The sequence below is a fragment of the Bacteroides sp. L008 genome, from assembly GCF_040812255.1.
In the GTDB taxonomy this organism is placed as follows: Bacteria; Bacteroidota; Bacteroidia; order Bacteroidales; family Bacteroidaceae; genus Bacteroides; species Bacteroides vicugnae.
The window spans coordinates 1,860,902-1,880,913 of the sequence record NZ_JBFNXO010000001.1 but is presented as its reverse complement, the minus strand read 5'-3'; the positions used below and the strand labels follow the sequence as shown (position 1 = coordinate 1,880,913).

Annotated in this window: 20 protein-coding genes and 2 tRNA genes; 18 read left to right on the top strand and 4 right to left on the bottom strand. The window is 40.4% G+C overall.

Annotated elements, in window-relative coordinates:
* Window positions 1-23 precede the first annotated feature (23 nt).
* Entirely contained in the window at window positions 24-920 is an 897-nt protein-coding gene (locus tag AB3G73_RS07665) for an AraC family transcriptional regulator (protein ID WP_148364949.1), read from the bottom strand.
* Window positions 921-1,186: 266 nt separating this feature from the next.
* Between AB3G73_RS07665 and AB3G73_RS07660 the strand changes: the two genes are divergently transcribed.
* From AB3G73_RS07660 to AB3G73_RS07625, 8 genes are all read left to right on the top strand, one after another.
* The gene (locus tag AB3G73_RS07660; RefSeq protein WP_195650359.1) at window positions 1,187-2,011 is read left to right on the top strand and encodes a carboxymuconolactone decarboxylase family protein; all 825 of its coding nucleotides are present in this window, start codon (window positions 1,187-1,189) and stop codon (window positions 2,009-2,011) included.
* Between the two features lie 42 nt (window positions 2,012-2,053).
* The gene (locus AB3G73_RS07655) at window positions 2,054-2,620 is read left to right on the top strand and encodes a sugar O-acetyltransferase (protein WP_367745421.1); all 567 of its coding nucleotides are present in this window, start codon (window positions 2,054-2,056) and stop codon (window positions 2,618-2,620) included.
* 75 nt (window positions 2,621-2,695) lie between these two features.
* A complete protein-coding gene (locus AB3G73_RS07650) occupies window positions 2,696-3,259 on the top strand; it encodes a flavodoxin (RefSeq protein WP_234133868.1) in 564 nt (187 codons plus the stop codon).
* Between the two features lie 12 nt (window positions 3,260-3,271).
* Window positions 3,272-4,435: an aldo/keto reductase gene (locus tag AB3G73_RS07645; protein ID WP_367744257.1), complete on the top strand. Its 1,164-nt coding sequence runs from the start codon at window positions 3,272-3,274 to the stop codon at window positions 4,433-4,435.
* A gap of 317 nt (window positions 4,436-4,752) precedes the next feature.
* Window positions 4,753-5,652, top strand: coding sequence for a DUF488 family protein (locus AB3G73_RS07640; RefSeq protein ID WP_125041963.1), 900 nt, complete (start codon window positions 4,753-4,755; stop codon window positions 5,650-5,652).
* Window positions 5,653-5,655: 3 nt separating this feature from the next.
* Window positions 5,656-6,483: a hypothetical protein gene (locus AB3G73_RS07635; protein ID WP_148364955.1), complete on the top strand. Its 828-nt coding sequence runs from the start codon at window positions 5,656-5,658 to the stop codon at window positions 6,481-6,483.
* Between the two features lie 3 nt (window positions 6,484-6,486).
* Window positions 6,487-7,377, top strand: a complete 891-nt coding sequence (locus tag AB3G73_RS07630; RefSeq protein ID WP_148364956.1) for a helix-turn-helix domain-containing protein — start codon at window positions 6,487-6,489, stop codon at window positions 7,375-7,377.
* 95 nt (window positions 7,378-7,472) lie between these two features.
* Window positions 7,473-8,474: an aldo/keto reductase gene (locus AB3G73_RS07625; RefSeq protein WP_148364957.1), complete on the top strand. Its 1,002-nt coding sequence runs from the start codon at window positions 7,473-7,475 to the stop codon at window positions 8,472-8,474.
* A 125-nt stretch (window positions 8,475-8,599) separates the two neighbouring features.
* Here the strand turns inward: AB3G73_RS07625 and AB3G73_RS07620 are convergent.
* A tRNA-Asp gene (locus tag AB3G73_RS07620) sits at window positions 8,600-8,673 on the bottom strand.
* A gap of 54 nt (window positions 8,674-8,727) precedes the next feature.
* Window positions 8,728-8,801, bottom strand: a tRNA-Asp gene (locus AB3G73_RS07615).
* A 442-nt stretch (window positions 8,802-9,243) separates the two neighbouring features.
* Between AB3G73_RS07615 and purU the strand changes: the two genes are divergently transcribed.
* From purU to AB3G73_RS07565, 10 genes are all read left to right on the top strand, one after another.
* Window positions 9,244-10,101 (top strand): formyltetrahydrofolate deformylase, encoded by an 858-nt coding sequence (gene purU / locus AB3G73_RS07610; protein ID WP_004297049.1) that lies wholly within the window; start codon window positions 9,244-9,246, stop codon window positions 10,099-10,101.
* Window positions 10,101-10,691: an imidazole glycerol phosphate synthase subunit HisH gene (hisH, locus tag AB3G73_RS07605; RefSeq protein WP_195650146.1), complete on the top strand. Its 591-nt coding sequence runs from the start codon at window positions 10,101-10,103 to the stop codon at window positions 10,689-10,691. Before purU ends, hisH begins: the two co-directional genes overlap by 1 nt.
* A gap of 95 nt (window positions 10,692-10,786) precedes the next feature.
* Window positions 10,787-11,506 (top strand): 1-(5-phosphoribosyl)-5-[(5-phosphoribosylamino)methylideneamino]imidazole-4-carboxamide isomerase, encoded by a 720-nt coding sequence (gene hisA, locus AB3G73_RS07600; protein ID WP_148364959.1) that lies wholly within the window; start codon window positions 10,787-10,789, stop codon window positions 11,504-11,506.
* A gap of 103 nt (window positions 11,507-11,609) precedes the next feature.
* Entirely contained in the window at window positions 11,610-12,362 is a 753-nt protein-coding gene (gene hisF / locus AB3G73_RS07595; protein WP_009000029.1) for an imidazole glycerol phosphate synthase subunit HisF, read from the top strand.
* Window positions 12,363-12,484: 122 nt separating this feature from the next.
* The gene (gene hisIE, locus AB3G73_RS07590) at window positions 12,485-13,096 is read left to right on the top strand and encodes a bifunctional phosphoribosyl-AMP cyclohydrolase/phosphoribosyl-ATP diphosphatase HisIE (protein WP_320978900.1); all 612 of its coding nucleotides are present in this window, start codon (window positions 12,485-12,487) and stop codon (window positions 13,094-13,096) included.
* Window positions 13,097-13,136: 40 nt separating this feature from the next.
* Window positions 13,137-13,865 (top strand): cell division ATP-binding protein FtsE, encoded by a 729-nt coding sequence (locus AB3G73_RS07585; RefSeq protein ID WP_004304028.1) that lies wholly within the window; start codon window positions 13,137-13,139, stop codon window positions 13,863-13,865.
* A gap of 13 nt (window positions 13,866-13,878) precedes the next feature.
* On the top strand, window positions 13,879-15,198 hold the full coding sequence (locus AB3G73_RS07580; protein ID WP_099146807.1) for an aspartate kinase: 1,320 nt from the start codon (window positions 13,879-13,881) through the stop codon (window positions 15,196-15,198).
* A 78-nt stretch (window positions 15,199-15,276) separates the two neighbouring features.
* Window positions 15,277-16,437 (top strand): diaminopimelate decarboxylase, encoded by a 1,161-nt coding sequence (lysA, locus tag AB3G73_RS07575; RefSeq protein ID WP_099146808.1) that lies wholly within the window; start codon window positions 15,277-15,279, stop codon window positions 16,435-16,437.
* 141 nt (window positions 16,438-16,578) lie between these two features.
* The gene (locus tag AB3G73_RS07570; RefSeq protein ID WP_099146809.1) at window positions 16,579-17,058 is read left to right on the top strand and encodes a ferritin; all 480 of its coding nucleotides are present in this window, start codon (window positions 16,579-16,581) and stop codon (window positions 17,056-17,058) included.
* Window positions 17,059-17,212: 154 nt separating this feature from the next.
* Window positions 17,213-19,477 carry a sensor histidine kinase gene (locus AB3G73_RS07565; protein WP_321020127.1) on the top strand — a complete coding sequence of 755 codons (2,265 nt, stop codon included), beginning with the start codon at window positions 17,213-17,215 and terminating at the stop codon, window positions 19,475-19,477.
* A gap of 31 nt (window positions 19,478-19,508) precedes the next feature.
* Here AB3G73_RS07565 and AB3G73_RS07560 read toward each other — a convergent pair whose 3' ends face one another.
* The gene (locus AB3G73_RS07560; RefSeq protein WP_149939683.1) at window positions 19,509-19,916 is read right to left on the bottom strand and encodes a DUF2721 domain-containing protein; all 408 of its coding nucleotides are present in this window, start codon (window positions 19,914-19,916) and stop codon (window positions 19,509-19,511) included.
* Between the last annotated feature and the right edge of the window lie 96 nt (window positions 19,917-20,012).

The following is a 20,012-nucleotide window of genomic DNA, read 5'->3' as shown; positions in this document are numbered from 1 at the left end:
ATTCTTGCCTTTTTATATAAAGACTAATTCTGTGAGCGGAATTCATTGGGGGTACAACCCGTAATCCGTTTGAACATCCGGCTTAGATGTTGCGGATATTGGAATCCTAGTCCGTAAGCAATTTCACTTGTAGTCTTATCTGTTGCCAGCAAAGCTTCTTTGGCGCGTTCGATCAGTTTATTCTGGATATATTCCGAGGCGGTCTGTCCCGTCTGTTTGCTAATCATATCTCCGAAATAGTTTGCTGATAGAAATACTTTGTCGGCAAAGTATTTAACAGTAGGTAATCCCTCTCGTAGCGGAGTCTCGTTGTCGAAATACTCATCCAGCAACCGTTCGAAACGGACAATGATGTCTTTGTTCACTTCTTCGCGTGTTGTGAACTGCCGTTCGTAGAAACGCATGCAATAATCGAGCAGTAGTCCGATATTGGCACAAATTAATCGGCGGCTGTGCTTGTCTATGTTGTGTTTCAGTTCTATTTCAATCTTATGCAGACAATCCATCACGGTCTCCCGTTCTTCCTCTGAAAGGTGTAATGCTTCACGGGTTTCGTAGGAAAAGAAAGAATAGTTCTTGATCTCCTGACCGAGTGCCGTGCCACGAATCAGGTCGGGGTGAAACAGGATGCCGTGAGCATTTGGCTGGACATTTTTAACCATCTTGGTTTCCGTTACCTGACCCGGAGCAAAACTGACAATCGTGCCGTCCTGATAGTCATAGTTCTGACGGCCATACATGATATTTCCGCAATAAGTATCTTTCAGAAAAAGAGCATATACGCCGTAGTTGATCTTGAAATGTTCCGGCCACTGCGTTGCTTTCGACAGATCGACAACACTTACCAATGGGTGTCGTGTTTCGAGTCCGAAAAGTTTGTTGTATTTATCTACCTCATCAAGTTTAATAACCTCTTCCATAATCCTTTCTTTTATATTCTTTATCGCAAATATAATTCATTTTATTTGAATTATAGATGGCTTTATTACAGAATCGAGGATTTGGGTACAAATATCAGTAAATCATATACAAGCCCACTCATTTTATTGCAGTAGATTTGCAATCAAAAGTTTAACAATGAAAAGATAGAAGATTATGGATCGCAGAAACTTTTTGAAAAGGGCATGCAAATGTCGATTGACTCAGCAAACCATATTAGTAACTTCATTCAATAAACGAAATGATTATGAACAAACTCCTTTTATTTTCAGTATTTAGTATTTTAACACTCAATGTTATGGCACAAGAAAAGATAGTACAGACGGCAGGACGTGACCAGTTAGGAACGTTTGCCCCCAAGTTTGCGGAACTCAATGACGATGTTCTCTTTGGAGAAGTTTGGAGCCGCACTGACAAACTCGGTCTGCGTGACCGCAGTTTAGTAACCATTACCTCCCTTATCAGTATGGGAATCACGGACAATTCGCTCGTTTATCATCTTCAGTCGGCGAAGAAGAACGGCATCACCCGCACGGAGATCGCAGAGATTATCACTCATATAGGTTTCTATGCAGGTTGGCCGAAGGCGTGGGCAGCGTTCAATTTGGCAAAAGGAGTATGGTCTGAAGATATTGTTGGTGAGGATGCCAAAACAGCTTTCCAGCGTGAGATGATTTTCCCTATTGGCGAACCCAATACAGCCTATGCACAGTATTTTATTGGTAACAGTTATCTTGCTCCGGTTTCGCGCGAGCAGGTGAATATCTCTAACGTTACTTTTGAACCACGTTGCCGCAATAACTGGCATATTCACCGTGCAACGAAAGGTGGCGGACAGATGCTTATCGGTGTAGCCGGTCGAGGATGGTATCAGGAAGAAGGTAAACCGGCGGTAGAGATTCTGCCTGGTACGGTTATCCATATTCCTGCTAATGTGAAACACTGGCACGGGGCTGCTGCCGACAGTTGGTTTGCTCATCTGGCTTTTGAAATTTCCGGTGAAAACACCTCCAATGAGTGGCTTGAACCGGTTACAGATGACGAGTATAACAAACTCGAACAGACGAAATGATGATTTCTGCTAATCCTGTTTTATCTTTTGAAAGGAAATACTATGACTACCGAGGAATTTAAGGAATATGTAAAGACGCGCAGGGCGCTTAATACAGAAGAAATACATCGTTTGATGGATGATATGAGTAATGAGGCAAGACGTATCACCTTCCAACTGAATACGGCATATCACACACCGGACGAAGTGCGCCGATTACTCTCCGAGTTGTTCGGTTATCAGGTGCCATCGTCGCTCCGGGTCTTTCCACCGTTTTATACGGATTTTGGTAAGAATATTACCGTTGGTGAGGGTGTGTTTATGAATGCCTGCTGTCATTTTCAGGATCATGGTGGTGTGACTATTGGTGATGGTTGTCAAATCGGGCATAATGTGGTTTTTGCTACACTTAATCACGGGTTGGCTCCGCAAGACCGTAAAACGACTTATCCTGCACCTATCGTACTCGGTAAGAATGTATGGATAGGTTCTAACGCGACGATTCTTCAGGGAGTGACTATCGGTGATAATGCTGTTGTTGGTGCCGGAGCTGTAGTGACAAAAGATGTGGAAGCGAATACGGTTGTGGGTGGTGTTCCTGCACATTTTATCAAAGTAATAGAAGAATGAGAAGCCTGTGGGGTTACTCCATCGTGATAATGTCTAAACTAATTAGTGATAAGAAATATTTAAAATCAAAATAAAATGAAACAGATTATATTCATATTTATGAGTCTCCTTTGCTTTAGCTGCTCATCAAAAGCGCAGAATCAGACAGCGGATACTAATGTACAGTCCGATAAGAAAATCCTGGTTGCCTATTTCTCTTGTACTGGAACTACAGAAAAAGTTGCCGATGCCATTGCAAAAACGATTGGCGGCAAACTTTACCGGATAACTCCCGTTACGGCCTATACCTCAGCAGATCTCGACTGGAACAATAAGAGTAGCCGTAGCTCAATTGAAATGACGACTGAAAATTCACGTCCGGAATTGGGTGGAGAAGCGCTTGATCTGAAAGATTACGACGTGGTATTCCTTGGTTATCCGATATGGTGGAATTTATGTCCGCGTCCGGTCAATACATTCCTTGAGAAATATGATTTCTCCGGTAAAACCGTTATTCCATTCGCTACTTCCGGAGGAAGCTCGATAACTAATAGTGTAAAACAACTCAAGAAACTTTATCCAAAAATTACATGGGGAGAAGGGCAGTTGTTGAACGGAAGCGTTAAGCAAGCCGGAGAGTGGGCGAAAGGAGTAATGTAAAAACGTAAATTTATGGTAGAGAACAATAAAATGAATATTAGCCGTCGCGGATTTCTCAAGGCGACGGCACTGGCGGGAGCAGCATTAGCTGTGCCAACTGGATTGGATAAGGTTTTTGCATCTGAAACGAAGCAACCCGAAACACCTCGTACTGACAATGAGTCTGCACGTATTAGAGAGCATCGGGTATTGGGTACAGGCAAGGCGGCTTTCGAAGTATCGGCACTCGGTTTCGGTGTGATGGGGATGACTTACAACCGCAGTCAACATCCGGACAAGAAACAGTGCATCCGCTTGTTGCATGAAGCGGTAAATCGTGGCATTACGCTTTTCGACACCGCTATTATCTATGGACCGCTAACAAATGAAGAACTGGCCGGGGAAGCATTATCCGAATTTAAAGGCCGGATTAACGTAACGACTAAATTCGGACATGAGGTAATTAACGGAAAAGCCACGGGGCGTCAGAACAGCCGCCCGGAAACCATCCGTCGTTATTGTGAAGAGTCACTCCGTCGTCTCCGACTCGATTCACTTCCCATGTTTTACCAGCACCGCGCTGATCCGGATACTCCGGTGGAAGAGGTAGCATCGACTATTGCCGACCTGATGAAAGAAGGGAAGGTGCAGCGTTGGGGAATGTGTGAAGTGAGTGCCGAGAGTATTCGCAAGGCTCATGCTGTATGTCCGCTCACAGCGATTCAAAGTGAGTATCATTTGATGCATCGTTTGGTGGAAGAAAACGGAGTGCTCGACACCTGTCGGGAATTGGGTATCGGGTTTGTTTCATACAGTCCGTTAAATCGCGGTTTTCTAGGTGGTTGTATCAATGAATACACGGTTTTTGATCCGAACAATGATAACCGCCAGACCTTGCCACGTTTTCAGCCGGAAGCGATGCGGATGAATACCCGTATCGTGAATGTTCTACAAGCTTTCGGCCGCACGCGAGGCATGACCTCGGCGCAAGTAGCACTCGGCTGGCTGTTGCAGAAAGCACCTTGGATCGTACCCATTCCCGGAACGACGAAACTGTCACATCTCGAGGAAAACCTATACACATTGTCTTTTGCTCTTTCGCCCGAGGAGTGGAAAGAATTGGAGGATGCCGTTGCAGCTATTCCTGTTATAGGAGACCGGTATAATGCAGAACAGCAACGGCAGGTAGGTCGTTGAGAATCTCTTTTCTTTGTTATATAGAACTTGGAACAGGATAAGCATTTATTATCAACAAAAAAGGAGAATGATTTTACTCATTCTCCTTTGCGGTGCGTACGGAAGATGAACCTTTCTTCTATTCTTCACGTACTCAATATCTTAGCAAGCTCTTAATTCTTTCCCCCACTAATAACCCCACATGTGCAATTCTTTAGATTGCATGGTGTTGCGGTGGTTGTTTGAGTTGGTGCAAAGATAGGCGTTTATTATAGAGTAATAAAATAAAAGAGCCATATTTAACACGAAAATGCAGAGAGTTTTCTTACTTTTGCAATATGTTATATTACAGAAGAAAAATATTATTAGCATTGATTGAAGCATTTGGTGGTCATTTGACTGCCAAACAGCTTCAGAAATATTTGTTTCTTTTTACAAGGAAACAAGAGGAAAAAGCATTTGATTTTATTCCTTATTACTATGGTTGTTTTTCATTCCAAGCAAATCAGGATATAATGACATTAGCTAAATTGGGCTACTTAAGTATTATAAAAAGCGAGAATGGTCGTAGAATACAAATTTGTCAACCCAATAATTATTTGATGATGCTTGATATGTTTGAACAGCAAGCTATAAAAGAAATAAAAGAAAAATTTGGTTGTCTATCTCAAAACGAGTTAATTCGTTACACTTATATCAATTTTCCTTATTACGCAACAAAAAGTACAATAGCAATTAATTTGCTAAATGAGGAAGAATTAGCAGTAATAGATAAGCAAAAAAGAACCTTTGCAGAGCCTCAATTATTCACTATAGGATATGAAGGACGCTCTTTAGAAAAATACATTAATATTCTTCTCGTGAATGATGTACATATTCTCTGTGATGTCCGCAAAAATGCCTATAGTCAAAAATATGGATTTTCAAAAAGTCAATTAGAGAAAGCATGTACAGGAGTAGGTATAAAATATATCCATATACCGCAACTAGGAATAGAATCAGAACAAAGACAAGATTTAAAATCACAAAAAGATTATGAAATTCTTTTTGAGTCATATGAAAAATCTACCCTAAAAGAAAATTGGGATTATCTTTTATATGTCCGAGAATTGATTGATACAGAGAAACGTGTAGCTTTAACTTGCTTTGAAGAAAGTCACAAACAATGCCATAGAGGAAGAGTTGCGAAATATTTAATGCAACTACCTGACATAACTTACACCCTTAAACATCTATAAAACATGCCTACAACTCGAGTTCTAATTGCTGTAAAAACATATCCTACTCTATCGGAAAAATACGATGAATTAGTTTGTACTGCTGGTTTCTTGGAAGATGGCACTTGGATAAGAATATATCCTATTCCTTTTCGTAAATTAAGTTATGATAAGAGATATAGTAAATGGCAGTGGATAGAACTTGATTTGGTTAAAAACACAAGTGATTTTAGGAAAGAAAGTTTTCGTCCTGCAAATATAGATAATGAAATAAAAATAGTAGGAGAAATTGGTACAAAAAATGGCTGGGCAAAAAGAAAGTCTATTGTTTTAAAACATGTCCGTTATAATATGGCTGAGCTTATTGAAGAAGCTAAAAATCCCCAAATAGGAACATCATTAGCCGTATTTAAACCTCAAAGAATTATTGATTTTGTTTGGGAAGAATCTACAAGAGAATGGAATAAGCAGAAATTAGATGCTGTATATGCCAATCAAGCCCAACATAGTTTATTTGATGTAGAAGAAACTAAAAGAATATTCAAAGTAGCTAAAAAATTGCCTTATGAGTTCTCATATAAGTTTATATCAGAAGATGGTAAAGAACGAAAACTCATGATTGAAGACTGGGAATTAGGAATGCTTTATTGGAATTGCCTTGCAGCTGCTAATGAAAACGAACAAGTTGCATGTGAAAAAGTAAAAGAGAAATATTTCACAGAATGGTGTAAAAAAGATATATACTTCTTTTTAGGGACAACTAAGAAATTCCATAATGTAGGTACTAATCCTTTTATTATTATCGGAACTTTTTATCCACCCAAGGAGTTACAATTAAGAATTTCTTTTTGAAATATGTCCGAAAGTATTCCACAGTTCTATAAAAGAATCCAGCGTTGTGACCCTCAACTGGGTACAACTTACTCTAAAGAGAAACCATATTTCAATGTTCTTTCCCGACAATGTAATTTTGGGACAGTACAATTCAGTTACAGAGATTTTTATAAAGTCACATTGATTATTGGTGTGGGAAAATTATATTATGCAGATAAATGGATTTTAGTAAATCGTCCTGCTATGTTATTTTCTAATCCTTTAGTCCCTTATGCTTGGGAATCAATCAGTGAAGAACAGAAAGGAATGTTTTGTATATTTAATGAGCAATTTGTACAGTCAGAAGACAAGAACGGCTCTTTGGCTAATACACCATTATTCAAAGTTACTGGAGATAAGGTTTTCTTCTTGAATGACGAACAAGTTGCCAAAGTCATGGATATATACAGACAAATGCAGGAAGAAAATCAATCAGATTATGCAAAAAAATCTGATGTCTTACGCTGCTATCTTCATTTACTGATACATACAGCTTTGAAAATGCAGGAGTCGAATAAAAATGAATCACATCCGAATGCTTCGCAACGTATTACCGAATTATTTATAGAATTATTGGATAGACAATTTCCTGTTGATTATCCACATTCAGTATTGAGTTTGCGTACTCCTGCCGATTATGCAAACCGTTTGTCTATACACGTTAATCATTTAAATAAAGTGGTAAAAGATACTACTGGAAAAACTACCTCTACAATGATTGCGGAAAGAATAATCAAAGAATGTACCCAGTATTTATTACATAGTAATTTTTCTATTTCAGAAATTGCTTATAGCTTGGGATTTGAAAATATAGCCTATTTCAGTAAATTCTATCGTAAGCACACAGGAAAATCGCCAAGCGAAATTAGATAACAACAATTATTTGATTTGTGCAAATGATGCTTTGAATAGTGTTAATCAGCCATATTTCCATTACCTAATTTTGTACCGACTAAAAAATATAAATAATGAAGTACAGAAAATTAGGCAAAACAGAAGTAAACCTATCCGCTATCGGATTGGGTTGTATGGGAATGAGTGCTGCGTATGGAGTAGCTGATGAAAAAGAAAGCATTAAGACATTGCATCGTGCTTTAGAACTTGGCATTAATTTTTGGGATACTGCGGATGTGTATGGAAATGGTGCTAATGAAGAATTGCTATCCAAAGTGTTAGCAGAAAAAAGAAATCAGATTTTTATTGCAACAAAATTTGGTTTTCGCTTACGCAATAGTCAAGGTAGTGTGTTTGCCGGTGGTGAAAGTTATGTGGATGCTTCTCCAAAGTATGTAAAACAAGCTGTAGAGAACAGCTTGAAAAGATTAAATATTGAAACTATAGACTTGTATTATGCGCATCGGATTGATCCCACAATACCAATCGAAGAAACTGTTGACGCTATGGCAGAGTTAGTAAAAGAGGGTAAAGTACGCTACTTGGGATTAAGTGAATGTTCTTCTGATTCGTTGAGAAGGGCTTGTGCCGTTCATCCCATAGTTGCGGTTGAAAGTGAATATTCTTTATTGACCCGCGATGTAGAAAAGGAGATTTTGCTATTGACGAAAGAATTAGAAGTAACTTTAGTCCCATTTTCACCGTTAGGCAGAGGGCTGTTGACAAATACTGTCAACGTAAACTCTTTGGGAGAAAATGATTTCCGCAAACACCTACCACGTTACAATGGCATATATTGGGAGAATAACCGAAAGTTGGTTACTGAATTTGCAGAAATGGCGGAAAATAAAAATATAACTTCTGCCCAACTAGCTTTAGCTTGGATATTGAAACAGAGCGAGAATATTATACCTATACCAGGTACGAAACGTATCAAATACCTGAATGAGAATATAGAAGCTGTCAATATAGAGTTATCTAAAGAAGATATTGAAAATATAGAATGCTTATTAAGAAAGTATCCTATCATTGGAGATCGATATAATGAATTAGACTTCAATTTTGTGAATAAATAATCTTTTGTTCAGAAGATTCTACGAATAAGCCATATGAATACTGCCTGAAGCTGGATTGTAGAAAAAAGCAAAGCTCTGAAATCTTTGAATTTCAGAGCTTTGCTTTAATTTAATATTTGCTTTCGCGGTGCGTACGGGACTCGAACCCGTGACCCCATGCGTGACAGGCATGTATTCTAACCAACTGAACTAACGCACCAAATTTTAATTGGATTAACTCATTTCTATTCTCTTTGCTTCTTAATGAAAGAAGCGGTGCGTACGGGACTCGAACCCGTGACCCCATGCGTGACAGGCATGTATTCTAACCAACTGAACTAACGCACCAGAATTTCAATTTATTAATCTGCATCTCTCTCGATTGCGGGTGCAAAGGTAGTTGTTTTTTGTAAACCTGCAAGCGTTTTGAGAAAAGTTTTTTTCAAGAAAAAACGAGAAAAATGCTTAGTGTCTCATTTTGAGTACTTTTGTAATGAAAAAAAATATTCGTTTTTCTTCAGATCGGATAGTGACGGTATCCGGTTATTATAGTGACGCTATCACGATGGAATACCGTCACTATCCGAAGGCAATGGCGTCACTATCCTAAAGTTTGTCATTCTTTTCATTGAAAATAACTCCCGATATCTTTCTATCTGTAAGAAATCACCGTTTTTATATCAACTTTCTGCTTGAATAATTCGTAATTTTGCAATAAATCGTTATTTTTGCGGACTAAAATTAGAAAGGTGGAAAATAATCCGCCTAGAATCGTTAATTAGTAAAAAGAATGATGACAACAGCCAAACTGTTATTGCACTGTCCCGACAAACCGGGAATCCTTGCGGAAGTGACAGACTTTATTACGGTAAACAAAGGAAATATTATCTATCTGGATCAGTATGTAGATCATGTAGAGAACATCTTCTTCATGCGTATTGAATGGGAACTGAAAGATTTTCTGGTTCCGCAGGAAAAAATTGAAGATTATTTCAGAACACTCTACGGGCAAAAATATGAAATGGATTTTCGTCTTTATTTCTCTGATGTTAAACCGCGTATGGCTATTTTTGTATCCAAACTGTCACATTGTCTTTTCGATATGCTAGCCCGGTATACGGCAGGAGAGTGGAATGTAGAGATACCTCTTATTATAAGTAACCATCCGGATTTGCAGCACGTAGCAGAGCGCTTTGGAATTCCTTTCTATCTGTTCCCTATCACTAAGGAGACGAAAGAAGAACAGGAACGCAAGGAGATGGAGCTGCTTGCTAAACATAAGATTACATTTATCGTATTGGCACGTTATATGCAGGTGATCTCCGAACAGATGATTAATGCTTATCCGAATAAGATTATCAATATTCATCACTCTTTCCTTCCTGCGTTTGTAGGGGCGAAGCCTTATCACGCAGCTTTCCAGAGAGGGGTGAAAATTATTGGTGCAACTAGTCATTATGTAACGACAGAACTGGATGCCGGACCGATTATTGAACAGGATGTAGTGCGCATTACTCATAAAGATGCTATCGAAGACCTTGTAAATAAAGGAAAGGATTTGGAAAAAATCGTTCTTTCGCGTGCAGTGCAGAAGCACATCGAGCGCAAAGTTTTGGCTTATAAAAATAAAACAGTAATATTTAGCTGATGAAAGTAGCAGTTGTAAAATACAATGCCGGCAATATTCGTTCTGTGGATTATGCTTTAAAGCGGTTGGGGGTAGAAGCGGTGATTACTGCTGATAAAGAAGAACTCCAATCGGCTGATAAAATTATTTTTCCCGGAGTGGGAGAGGCGGAAACTACCATGAACCACTTGAAAGCAACGGGACTGGACGAACTGATTAAGAATCTCCGTCAGCCTGTATTTGGAATTTGTCTTGGCATGCAGTTGATGTGCCGGCATTCCGAAGAAGGAGAAGTCGATTGTTTGAATATCTTTGATGTGGACGTGAAACGTTTTGTCCCGCAGAAACATGAAGATAAGGTGCCGCACATGGGATGGAACACCATTGGGAAAACGAATAGCAAATTGTTTGAAGGGTTCACCGAAGAAGAGTTTGTCTATTTTGTGCATAGCTTCTATGTGCCGACCTGCGAATTTACTGCTGCTACAACTGACTATATTCACCCGTTCAGTGCTGCACTGCATAAAGATAACTTTTATGCTACCCAGTTCCATCCGGAGAAAAGTGGCAAGACAGGAGAGAAGATTCTGACAAACTTTTTAAACCTCTAAGATGCATATCTTAGTTTCTAAAATAGATTAGAGATACCCGAAAGCGTATGCAGCTAAATAATTAAATAGTAAATTGTCAAATAGTAAATAAACAGATGATAGAAATTATTCCAGCCATTGATATTATTGACGGAAAGTGCGTACGCCTTTCCCAGGGAGATTACGATAGTAAAAAGGTGTATAATGAGAATCCGGTGGAAGTTGCTAAGGAGTTTGAAGCGAATGGTGTTCGCAGGCTTCATGTGGTAGACTTGGATGGTGCTGCTTCTCATCACGTTGTTAACTATCGGGTGTTGGAACAAATTGCTGCACGCACTTCTCTCGTTATTGATTTTGGTGGAGGAGTAAAGAGTGATGAAGATTTGAAAATAGCTTTTGAGAGCGGTGCGCAGATGGTAACCGGAGGAAGCATTGCGGTGAAAGATCCGGAATTATTCTGTCATTGGCTGGAAATATACGGCAGTGAGAAGATTATTTTGGGGGCAGATGTGAAAGATCATAAGATAGCCGTCAATGGTTGGAAAGATGAAAGTGCCTGTGAACTTTTTCCATTTCTCGAAAATTATATAGATAAAGGTATACGAAAAGTAATCTGTACGGATATTAGCTGTGACGGAATGTTGAGTGGCCCTTCTATTGATTTGTATAAAGAGATGCTGGCAAAATTCCCTGACCTTTATCTGATGGCTAGTGGCGGGGTGAGCAAGGTGGATGATATTGTTGCCTTGGATGAGGCCGGTGTTCCCGGAGTTATTTTCGGTAAGGCATTATATGAAGGACATGTCACTTTACAGGATTTGAGAATCTTTCTATAATGAGCGTATCGGAATAAATAAGATGCCTTTATTATAAGGGAGATAAGAATCAAGCTTCAGGAATATAGATTATAAATTGTTGAACAATAAATAAAATAGGATTGTGTTAGCAAAAAGAATAGTACCTTGTCTGGATATAAAAGACGGACAAACCGTGAAAGGAACGAATTTTGTCAACTTGCGCCAAGCCGGTGATCCGGTGGAGTTAGGCCGTGCTTACAGTGAACAGGGAGCAGATGAACTTGTTTTTCTGGACATTACTGCAAGCCATGAAGGACGTAAGACTTTTACGGAATTGGTAAAACGGATTGCTGCTAATATCAATATCCCATTTACCGTAGGTGGTGGAATCAATGAATTAAGTGATGTAGATCGTCTGCTGAATGCAGGAGCGGATAAGATTTCTATCAATTCTTCCGCTATCCGCAATCCCCGGTTGGTTGACGAAATTGCAAAGAATTTCGGCTCACAGGTTTGTGTGTTGGCTGTGGATGCTAAACAGACCGAAAATGGTTGGAAATGTTACCTGAACGGAGGGCGCATCGAAACGGATAAAGACCTGTTCGAGTGGACTAAAGAGGCACAGGAACGCGGAGCAGGAGAAATACTCTTCACAAGCATGAATCACGATGGTGTAAAAGCCGGTTATGCAAATGAAGCACTTGCTGCTTTAGCGGATCAGCTCTCCATTCCCATCATAGCTTCGGGAGGTGCGGGCTGTAAGGAGCACTTCCGTGATGTCTTTTTACAGGGAAAGGCAGATGCTGCATTGGCTGCCAGTGTTTTTCACTTCGGAGAAATTAAAATTCCCGAATTAAAATCGTATCTTTGCGGCGAAGGAATTACCATCAGGTAATTGCTGTGCTGCAAAAATTAGCCTTTAGGCTGCGGCGAAGGAATTACCATCAGGTAAAAAAAACATTCGTAGGCGATAGATAGTAATTGTAAATTGAAATAGTAATTAGAACTTATATAAAAATGGAATTGGATTTCGATAAAATGAACGGACTCGTTCCGGCTATCATACAGGACAACGAGACACGTAAGGTCTTGATGCTGGGTTTCATGAATAAAGAAGCTTATGATAAAACGGTAGAAACCGGAAAAGTAACATTCTTTAGCCGTACGAAGAATCGTTTATGGACAAAAGGTGAAGAAAGCGGTAACTTCCTTCATGTTGTATCTATAAAGGCCGATTGCGACAATGATACATTACTGATTCAAGTAGAACCGATAGGCCCTGTGTGTCATACAGGCACAGATACTTGTTGGGGGGAGAAAAACGAAGAACCGGTCATGTTCCTGAAAGAATTGCAGAACTTCATAGACAAGCGTCACGAAGAAATGCCCGAAGGTTCTTATACGACCAGTCTGTTTGAGTCGGGAATCAATAAGATAGCTCAAAAAGTAGGTGAGGAAGCTGTGGAAACAGTGATCGAAGCAACGAACGGTACTGACGAACGTTTGATCTACGAAGGAGCCGACCTCATTTATCACATGATTGTATTGCTTGCTTCAAAAGGCTATCGCATTGAAGATCTTGCACGTGAACTGCAGGAAAGACATAGCAGTACATGGAAGAAGCATTAATAAGTAAAGATTAGAAATTAAAATTAAAACGGGAGTCGGCATGGATGACGGGGCGTTGATACAATATAAGAACGTAGAAATCCATCAACAGGAACTCTGTGTGCTAAGTGATGTAAATCTGGAATTGCACAAAGGAGAGTTTGTCTATTTGATCGGAAAAGTAGGCTCGGGAAAAACGAGTCTGCTCAAGACTCTTTATGGCGAACTGGACGTAATTGACGGTGAAGCGGAAGTGCTGGGCTATAATATGCGATCTATCAAACGTAAGCATATCCCGCAGCTGCGCCGCAAATTAGGCATTGTATTCCAGGATTTTCAGTTGCTTACAGACCGTACTGTATATAATAACCTGGAATTTGTGCTTCGTGCCACAGGTTGGAAAAACAAACAGGAGATACAGGATCGCATTGAAGAAGTGCTTCAACTGGTAGGAATGTCCAACAAAGGTTATAAACTTCCGAACGAACTTTCCGGTGGCGAACAGCAGCGCATTGTGATTGCACGTGCCGTACTCAATTCTCCGGCTATCATCCTGGCGGATGAACCTACCGGAAATCTGGATGTAGAGACAGGTAAAGCTATCGTTGAATTGTTGCACAATATCTGCGAATCCGGCTCATCGGTAGTGATGACGACGCACAATTTGCAACTGCTGAAAGATTATCCGGGCAGGGTATATCGTTGTGCCGACCATCAGATTGTAGATGTGACCGATGAATATATGCCCAGACAGAGAACAATAGAAATAGATTTAAATATAGATAACTAAAACAGTAACGAAAATGAAAGTTTTAAAGTTTGGAGGAACTTCCGTAGGTTCTGCTCAGCGCATGAAGGAAGTAGCCAAATTGATTACCGATGGTGAACAGAAGATTGTTGTTCTTTCTGCTATGTCAGGAACAACAAACACATTGGTGGAAATTTCGGACTATCTGTATAAGAAGAATCCGGAGGGTGCCAACGAGATTATTAATAAGCTGGAAGCAAAATATAAACAGCATATTGATGAGCTTTTTGCAACCCAGGAATATAAACAGAAAGGTCTTGAAGTTGTCAAATCCCACTTCGACTACATCCGCTCCTATACTAAAGACCTTTTCACTTTGTTCGAAGAGAAAGTGGTTTTGGCACAGGGAGAGCTTATTTCTACGGCGATGGTAAACTTCTACCTGCAGGAATGTGGTGTGAAGTCCGTGTTGCTTCCGGCTTTGGAATTCATGCGTACTGATAAGAATGCAGAACCGGACCCCGTATATATTAAGGATAAGTTACGTGCTCAACTCGATCTTTATCCGGATACGGAGATCTACATTACGCAAGGTTTCATCTGCCGCAATGCTTACGGTGAGATAGACAACCTGCAACGTGGTGGTAGCGACTACACCGCTTCTCTGATCGGCGCAGCAGTGAACGCTTCCGAAATCCAGATCTGGACAGATATCGACGGTATGCACAATAACGACCCGCGTATTGTTGACAAGACCGCTCCGGTGCGTCAGCTTCATTTTGAGGAAGCAGCCGAGTTGGCTTACTTCGGTGCAAAAATTCTGCACCCTACTTGTATCCAGCCGGCTAAATATGCCAATATCCCTGTCCGTCTGTTGAACACAATGGATCCGGAAGCTCCGGGTACATTAATCTCCAACGATACGGAAAAAGGTAAGATCAAGGCAGTAGCTGCAAAAGATAACATTACTGCTATCAAGATCAAATCCAGCCGCATGTTATTGGCTCACGGTTTCTTGCGTAAGGTGTTCGAAATCTTCGAAAGTTATCAGACATCCATCGATATGATCTGTACGTCAGAGGTCGGTGTATCTGTTACGATAGATAACACGAAACATCTTAATGAGATTCTGGATGACCTGAAGAAATACGGAACAGTAACCGTTGATAAAGGAATGTGTATCATCTGTGTTGTAGGTGACCTTGAATGGGAAAATGTCGGTTTTGAAGCAAAAGCACTCGATGCGATGCGTGATATACCGGTGCGAATGATTTCGTTTGGGGGAAGTAACTACAATATCTCCTTCCTCATTCGGGAGTGCGATAAGAAAGTAGCTTTACAATCGTTGAGCGATATGCTTTTCAACGGCAAGTAATTCCATAAATAACACGAGCGCTTTTACCGAACTGATAAAAGCGCTCTTTTTTAACCAACTAAACAAGTTTTTCGAATTATGAAGGGAATATTTCCAATCGATAAATTCCGCACTTTGCAGACACCTTTCTATTATTACGATACCAAAGTGCTGCGTGATACATTGTCGGCTATTAACCATGAGGTTGCCAAATATCCTAATTATTCAGTGCATTACGCTGTCAAAGCAAATGCCAACCCGAAAGTACTTACTATCATCCGTGAGAGCGGAATGGGAGTCGATTGTGTGAGCGGTGGAGAAATCCGCGCCGCTATCCGTGCAGGATTCCCGGCCAATAAAGTCGTTTTTGCAGGAGTAGGTAAAGCGGACTGGGAAATCAACCTCGGGCTGGAGTACGGAATCTTCTGTTTCAATGTAGAGTCTATTCCCGAACTGGAAGTAATCAATGAATTGGCTGCTGCTCAAAATAAGGTGGCTAATGTTGCTTTCCGTATCAATCCGGATGTAGGCGCACATACTCACGCAAATATCACTACCGGTTTGGCAGAAAACAAATTCGGTATCAGTATGCAGGATATGGACAAGGTGATAGATGTGGCACAGGAGATGAAAAACGTAAAGTTTATCGGCCTTCACTTCCACATTGGTTCGCAGATTCTGGATATGGGCGATTTTGTAGCTCTCTGTAATCGTGTTAATGAATTACAGGATAAATTGGAAGCTCGCAGAATTCTGGTAGAACATATTAACGTAGGAGGTGGTTTGGGTATTGACTATGGACATCCCAACCGTCAGGCTATCCCGAACTTCAAAGACTATTTTGCTACCTATGCCGGGCAACTGAAATTGCGTCCTTATCAGACGTTACATTTTGAATTGGGGCGTGCTGTTGTAGGACAGTGCGGTTCCTTAATTTCTAAAGTTCTGTATGTAAAACAAGGTGCTCGGAAGAAATTTGCCATCTTGGATGCTGGCATGACCGATCTTATCCGTCCGGCTCTGTATCAGGCATTCCATAAAATGGAAAATATTACTTCCGAAGAACCATTGGAAGCATACGACGTGGTAGGACCGATCTGTGAATCGTCGGATGTTTTCGGAAAAGCGATTGACCTGAACAAAGTGAAGCGTGGTGACTTGATAGCCCTTCGCTCTGCCGGTGCTTATGGTGAAATAATGGCTTCCGGATATAACTGCCGTGAACTGCCGAAAGGATATACCTCTGACGAACTGGTGTAAGTAAAAAGTGAACCGCTACAATCAAAGTGTGAATGTAGTTTAAAAATGTAGGGTGCGTGGAACAATTTTAACTGAAAGCTTGTTATTTTTGTAATGAGTTCAAAAAGAAACTACATTAACAACTTAATAAAAAATACGATTATGATTTCAGAAAAATTACAGAATGCAATTAACGAACAGATTACTGCTGAAATATGGTCTGCTAACCTGTATTTAGCAATGTCTTTCTATTTCGAGAGAGAAGGTTTCAGTGGATTTGCTCATTGGATGAAAAAGCAATCTCAAGAAGAAATGGGACATGCTTATGCCATGGCAGATTATATTATCAAGCGTGGAGGAGCTGCTAAAGTTGATAAAATAGATGTTGTTCCTAACGGATGGGGTACTCCTTTGGAAGTATTCGAACACGTTTACAAACATGAATGTCATGTTTCTCAATTGGTAGACAAGCTGGTAGACGTAGCTGCTGCTGAAAAGGATAAAGCGACACAGGATTTCTTGTGGGGATTTGTTCGTGAACAAGTAGAAGAAGAAGCTACAGCACAAGGCATTGTTGACAAGATCAAGAAAGCCGGTGATACCGGAATTTTCTTTGTAGACTCACAATTGGGACAGCGTTAATGATGTTACTCTGAAAATAGTTCTTTAATATATTATAGAAGCTGCCTGAATTCCAGTTCGGGCAGCTTCTTTTTTTTCACTTATTTGGCTTATGTTCGAAAATAAACTACCTTTGTATTACGAGTCAGAGAGAAATTAATCCCGGTTATTATAAATGAATGGTTTGAACAGAGGAATTGTAAGATTGCTCCTTTTATCTTTATTGCTCCTTTTAGGGGTGAGTAGTTGTTCTCAAAAAGAGGAACGACGTATTTTAGTTGTCCACTCTTATGAGGAAACTTATGCAGCTTATCCGGAATTTAACCGGATGATAGCGGAGCAATTTGAAAAAGAGAAAATTGATGCTGATATTCGTACCGTTTATTTAGACTGTGAATCTTATTGGGAGGAACCGGAACTGGAACGGATGCGCTTTCTGGTTGATTCCGTTTCGAGAGACTGGCGACCGGAAGTGATTCTGGTGAATGAAGACCAGGCCACTTATTCATTGATGAAATGTGGAATTCAGTTGGCGAAAGAAGTGCCTGTGGTTTTTGGTGGTGTCAATTATCCGAATTGGGGATTGTTGAAACATCATCCCAACGTGACAGGTTTTCATGACAAGATAGCCTTTAATGAGAATATCAGTGTGGCAAAAGAGCTCTTCGGTGAGCACGTCCGCTTGTTTACCATGCTCGACACTACCTATATCGACAAACAAATCAGACGAGATGCAAAGGAGCAGTTTAAAGGATGTAAAGTGACCGGATTCATAGATAATCCTGAACTTTCTCCGGAAGAACAGATACGTTTGGTGCAGGAAGAAGGTTATACCCGCTTCATGGCTATTCCTTTGCGTAATGCCAGAAATCATTCGGATGCCACTTTTATGTGGGTTTTAAACAGGAGCTACCGCGACCAATGTTATATTCAGTTGAAACGTGATTACACCACTATTAATATTGGAAGCATCTGCGGTAGTCCCAGTCTGACAGCCATTAATGAAGCCTTTGGGTTTGGTGAGAAGTTGTTGGGTGGATACATCACTTCGCTACCTATTCAGGTAGAAGAAGAAGTGAAAACTGCCGTTCGCATATTACATGGTACAAGCCCCTCGGATATACCCATTGTTGAAAGTCGGAAAGAGTATGTCGTAGACTGGAATACAATGAAACAAATTGGCTTGGGCAAGGAAAGTATTCCTGCAAAATATAGCATTATTAATATTCCGTTCAGAGACAAGTATCCATTTCTTTGGGGAACTTTAGTCGCTTCACTAATTCTTTTCCTGACATTTCTTTTTGCTTCGCTTTGGTGGTTATACCTTCGGGAACAGACGAGAAAAAAACAGGCGCTTATAGCATTGGCTGATGAAAAAGAAACATTGTCATTAGCTATTGAGGGTGGAATGACGTATGCTTGGAGATTGGATAACGGTTGTTTTGTTTTTGAAGATGCATTCTGGTCGTCGCAAGGGCTGAATCCTAGACAACTTTCGTTTAAGGAATTCATGAGCTTTATTCATCCCGATCATTGGGAAGGAGTGAAGTTCAACTGGCAAAATCTGAAAACAGCCCAAAAGAAAGTAGTACGGGAGCTTTGTAACTTCGACGGTAAAGGATATCAGTGGTGGGAGTTCCGTTATACTACTAAACAGCTACCGGGTGGCGAATATAAAACAGCAGGTTTGCTGCTCAACATACAAGATATAAAGGATCGTGAAGAGGAACTGGAAGCTGCGCGCTTGCTCGCTGAAAAGGCAGAATTGAAACAATCCTTCCTGGCAAATATGAGCCATGAGATACGTACTCCGCTTAATTCGATTGTTGGTTTTGCCAATATTCTGGCATTGGAAGATGGGTTGAGTTCCGTAGAACGCGAAGAATATATCGGTACCATTAACAAGAACAGCGAGTTGCTGCTCAAACTGATTAACGATATTCTGGAGCTTTCCCGTATCGAATCAGGCTATATGTCTTTCTCATTCAAGAAATGTAGGGTGAGAGAGCTGATTGATGACATTTATATGACTCACCAGGTATTGATTGCCCCACGTCTGGAATTCCTGAAAGAAGTGGATAATATACCTTTGGAGATTAATGTGGATAGGGAGCGTTTGATACAAGTTCTAACAAACTTCTTGAATAACGCCAGTAAGTTTACGGAAACCGGGTATATCAAATTAGGGTATATTTATCTACCGGATGAAGGTAACGTGCGGATTTATGTAGAAGATACCGGAAAGGGTATTCCACGTGAAGAACAACGGATGATTTTTAGCCGTTTTTACAAACAGAACGAATTCTCACAGGGAGCAGGATTGGGACTTTCTATTTGTCAGGTGATTATAGAAAAGTTGGGTGGAAGGATTGAACTCAAATCCGAAGTAGGCAAGGGAAGTCGCTTTACGGTCATCCTTCCTTGCCGGGTAGTGTCTTGATAAAAACTAATGGAAGGGAATGCCAACCGTATTATTTCTTGTTTTTCCCTTTCTCCATTGTTCCCAGGTAAATCTCCAGTGAACGGGTGGAAATCTGTATTTCGCGGAAAGATACGCCTAGAGAAGCTATCAACAGAATCAGTGCCAGTCCGAATACGTAAGCGGAAAATAATTGCAGTCCGATATAAATAAGAAACATACTGACTACGCAGAGAAAAAGGCTTGCAATACCCAGTCCTTGCATTGTACGGGTCAGATTCAACCGTTTCCGTAAATTCTCGATTTGAGCTTCAGTGATATCCGAAGGGTTTTCCACGTAGCGGTCACGTAGTTGGCGTACAAGTTGGGCATACGATAAGAAACGGTTGGTATAAGCTAGTAAAATCAATGAAACTGCCGAGAAAAGCAGGGTAGGAGTAGTGAGGGTTAATTCTTCCATAATCTTTTTATAGTTAAGCAGCGGTTCAAAATTCATTAAATAAAAGAGATTTTTTAGGCACGGATTACACGGATTTCACGGTTTTTAGAAATATGC

Excerpts from the sequence above, each read along its gene's own strand:
- AB3G73_RS07665 (WP_148364949.1), bottom strand. The coding sequence starts at position 920 with ATGGAAGAGGTTATTAAACTTGATGAGGTAGATAAATACAACAAACTT.
- AB3G73_RS07660 (WP_195650359.1), top strand. The coding sequence starts at position 1,187 with ATGAACAAACTCCTTTTATTTTCAGTATTTAGTATTTTAACACTCAAT.
- AB3G73_RS07655 (WP_367745421.1), top strand. The coding sequence starts at position 2,054 with ATGACTACCGAGGAATTTAAGGAATATGTAAAGACGCGCAGGGCGCTT.
- AB3G73_RS07650 (WP_234133868.1), top strand. The coding sequence starts at position 2,696 with ATGAAACAGATTATATTCATATTTATGAGTCTCCTTTGCTTTAGCTGC.
- AB3G73_RS07645 (WP_367744257.1), top strand. The coding sequence starts at position 3,272 with ATGGTAGAGAACAATAAAATGAATATTAGCCGTCGCGGATTTCTCAAG.
- AB3G73_RS07640 (WP_125041963.1), top strand. The coding sequence starts at position 4,753 with ATGTTATATTACAGAAGAAAAATATTATTAGCATTGATTGAAGCATTT.
- AB3G73_RS07635 (WP_148364955.1), top strand. The coding sequence starts at position 5,656 with ATGCCTACAACTCGAGTTCTAATTGCTGTAAAAACATATCCTACTCTA.
- AB3G73_RS07630 (WP_148364956.1), top strand. The coding sequence starts at position 6,487 with ATGTCCGAAAGTATTCCACAGTTCTATAAAAGAATCCAGCGTTGTGAC.
- AB3G73_RS07625 (WP_148364957.1), top strand. The coding sequence starts at position 7,473 with ATGAAGTACAGAAAATTAGGCAAAACAGAAGTAAACCTATCCGCTATC.
- purU (WP_004297049.1), top strand. The coding sequence starts at position 9,244 with ATGATGACAACAGCCAAACTGTTATTGCACTGTCCCGACAAACCGGGA.
- hisH (WP_195650146.1), top strand. The coding sequence starts at position 10,101 with ATGAAAGTAGCAGTTGTAAAATACAATGCCGGCAATATTCGTTCTGTG.
- hisA (WP_148364959.1), top strand. The coding sequence starts at position 10,787 with ATGATAGAAATTATTCCAGCCATTGATATTATTGACGGAAAGTGCGTA.
- hisIE (WP_320978900.1), top strand. The coding sequence starts at position 12,485 with ATGGAATTGGATTTCGATAAAATGAACGGACTCGTTCCGGCTATCATA.
- AB3G73_RS07585 (WP_004304028.1), top strand. The coding sequence starts at position 13,137 with ATGGATGACGGGGCGTTGATACAATATAAGAACGTAGAAATCCATCAA.
- AB3G73_RS07580 (WP_099146807.1), top strand. The coding sequence starts at position 13,879 with ATGAAAGTTTTAAAGTTTGGAGGAACTTCCGTAGGTTCTGCTCAGCGC.
- lysA (WP_099146808.1), top strand. The coding sequence starts at position 15,277 with ATGAAGGGAATATTTCCAATCGATAAATTCCGCACTTTGCAGACACCT.
- AB3G73_RS07570 (WP_099146809.1), top strand. The coding sequence starts at position 16,579 with ATGATTTCAGAAAAATTACAGAATGCAATTAACGAACAGATTACTGCT.
- AB3G73_RS07565 (WP_321020127.1), top strand. The coding sequence starts at position 17,213 with ATGAATGGTTTGAACAGAGGAATTGTAAGATTGCTCCTTTTATCTTTA.
- AB3G73_RS07560 (WP_149939683.1), bottom strand. The coding sequence starts at position 19,916 with ATGGAAGAATTAACCCTCACTACTCCTACCCTGCTTTTCTCGGCAGTT.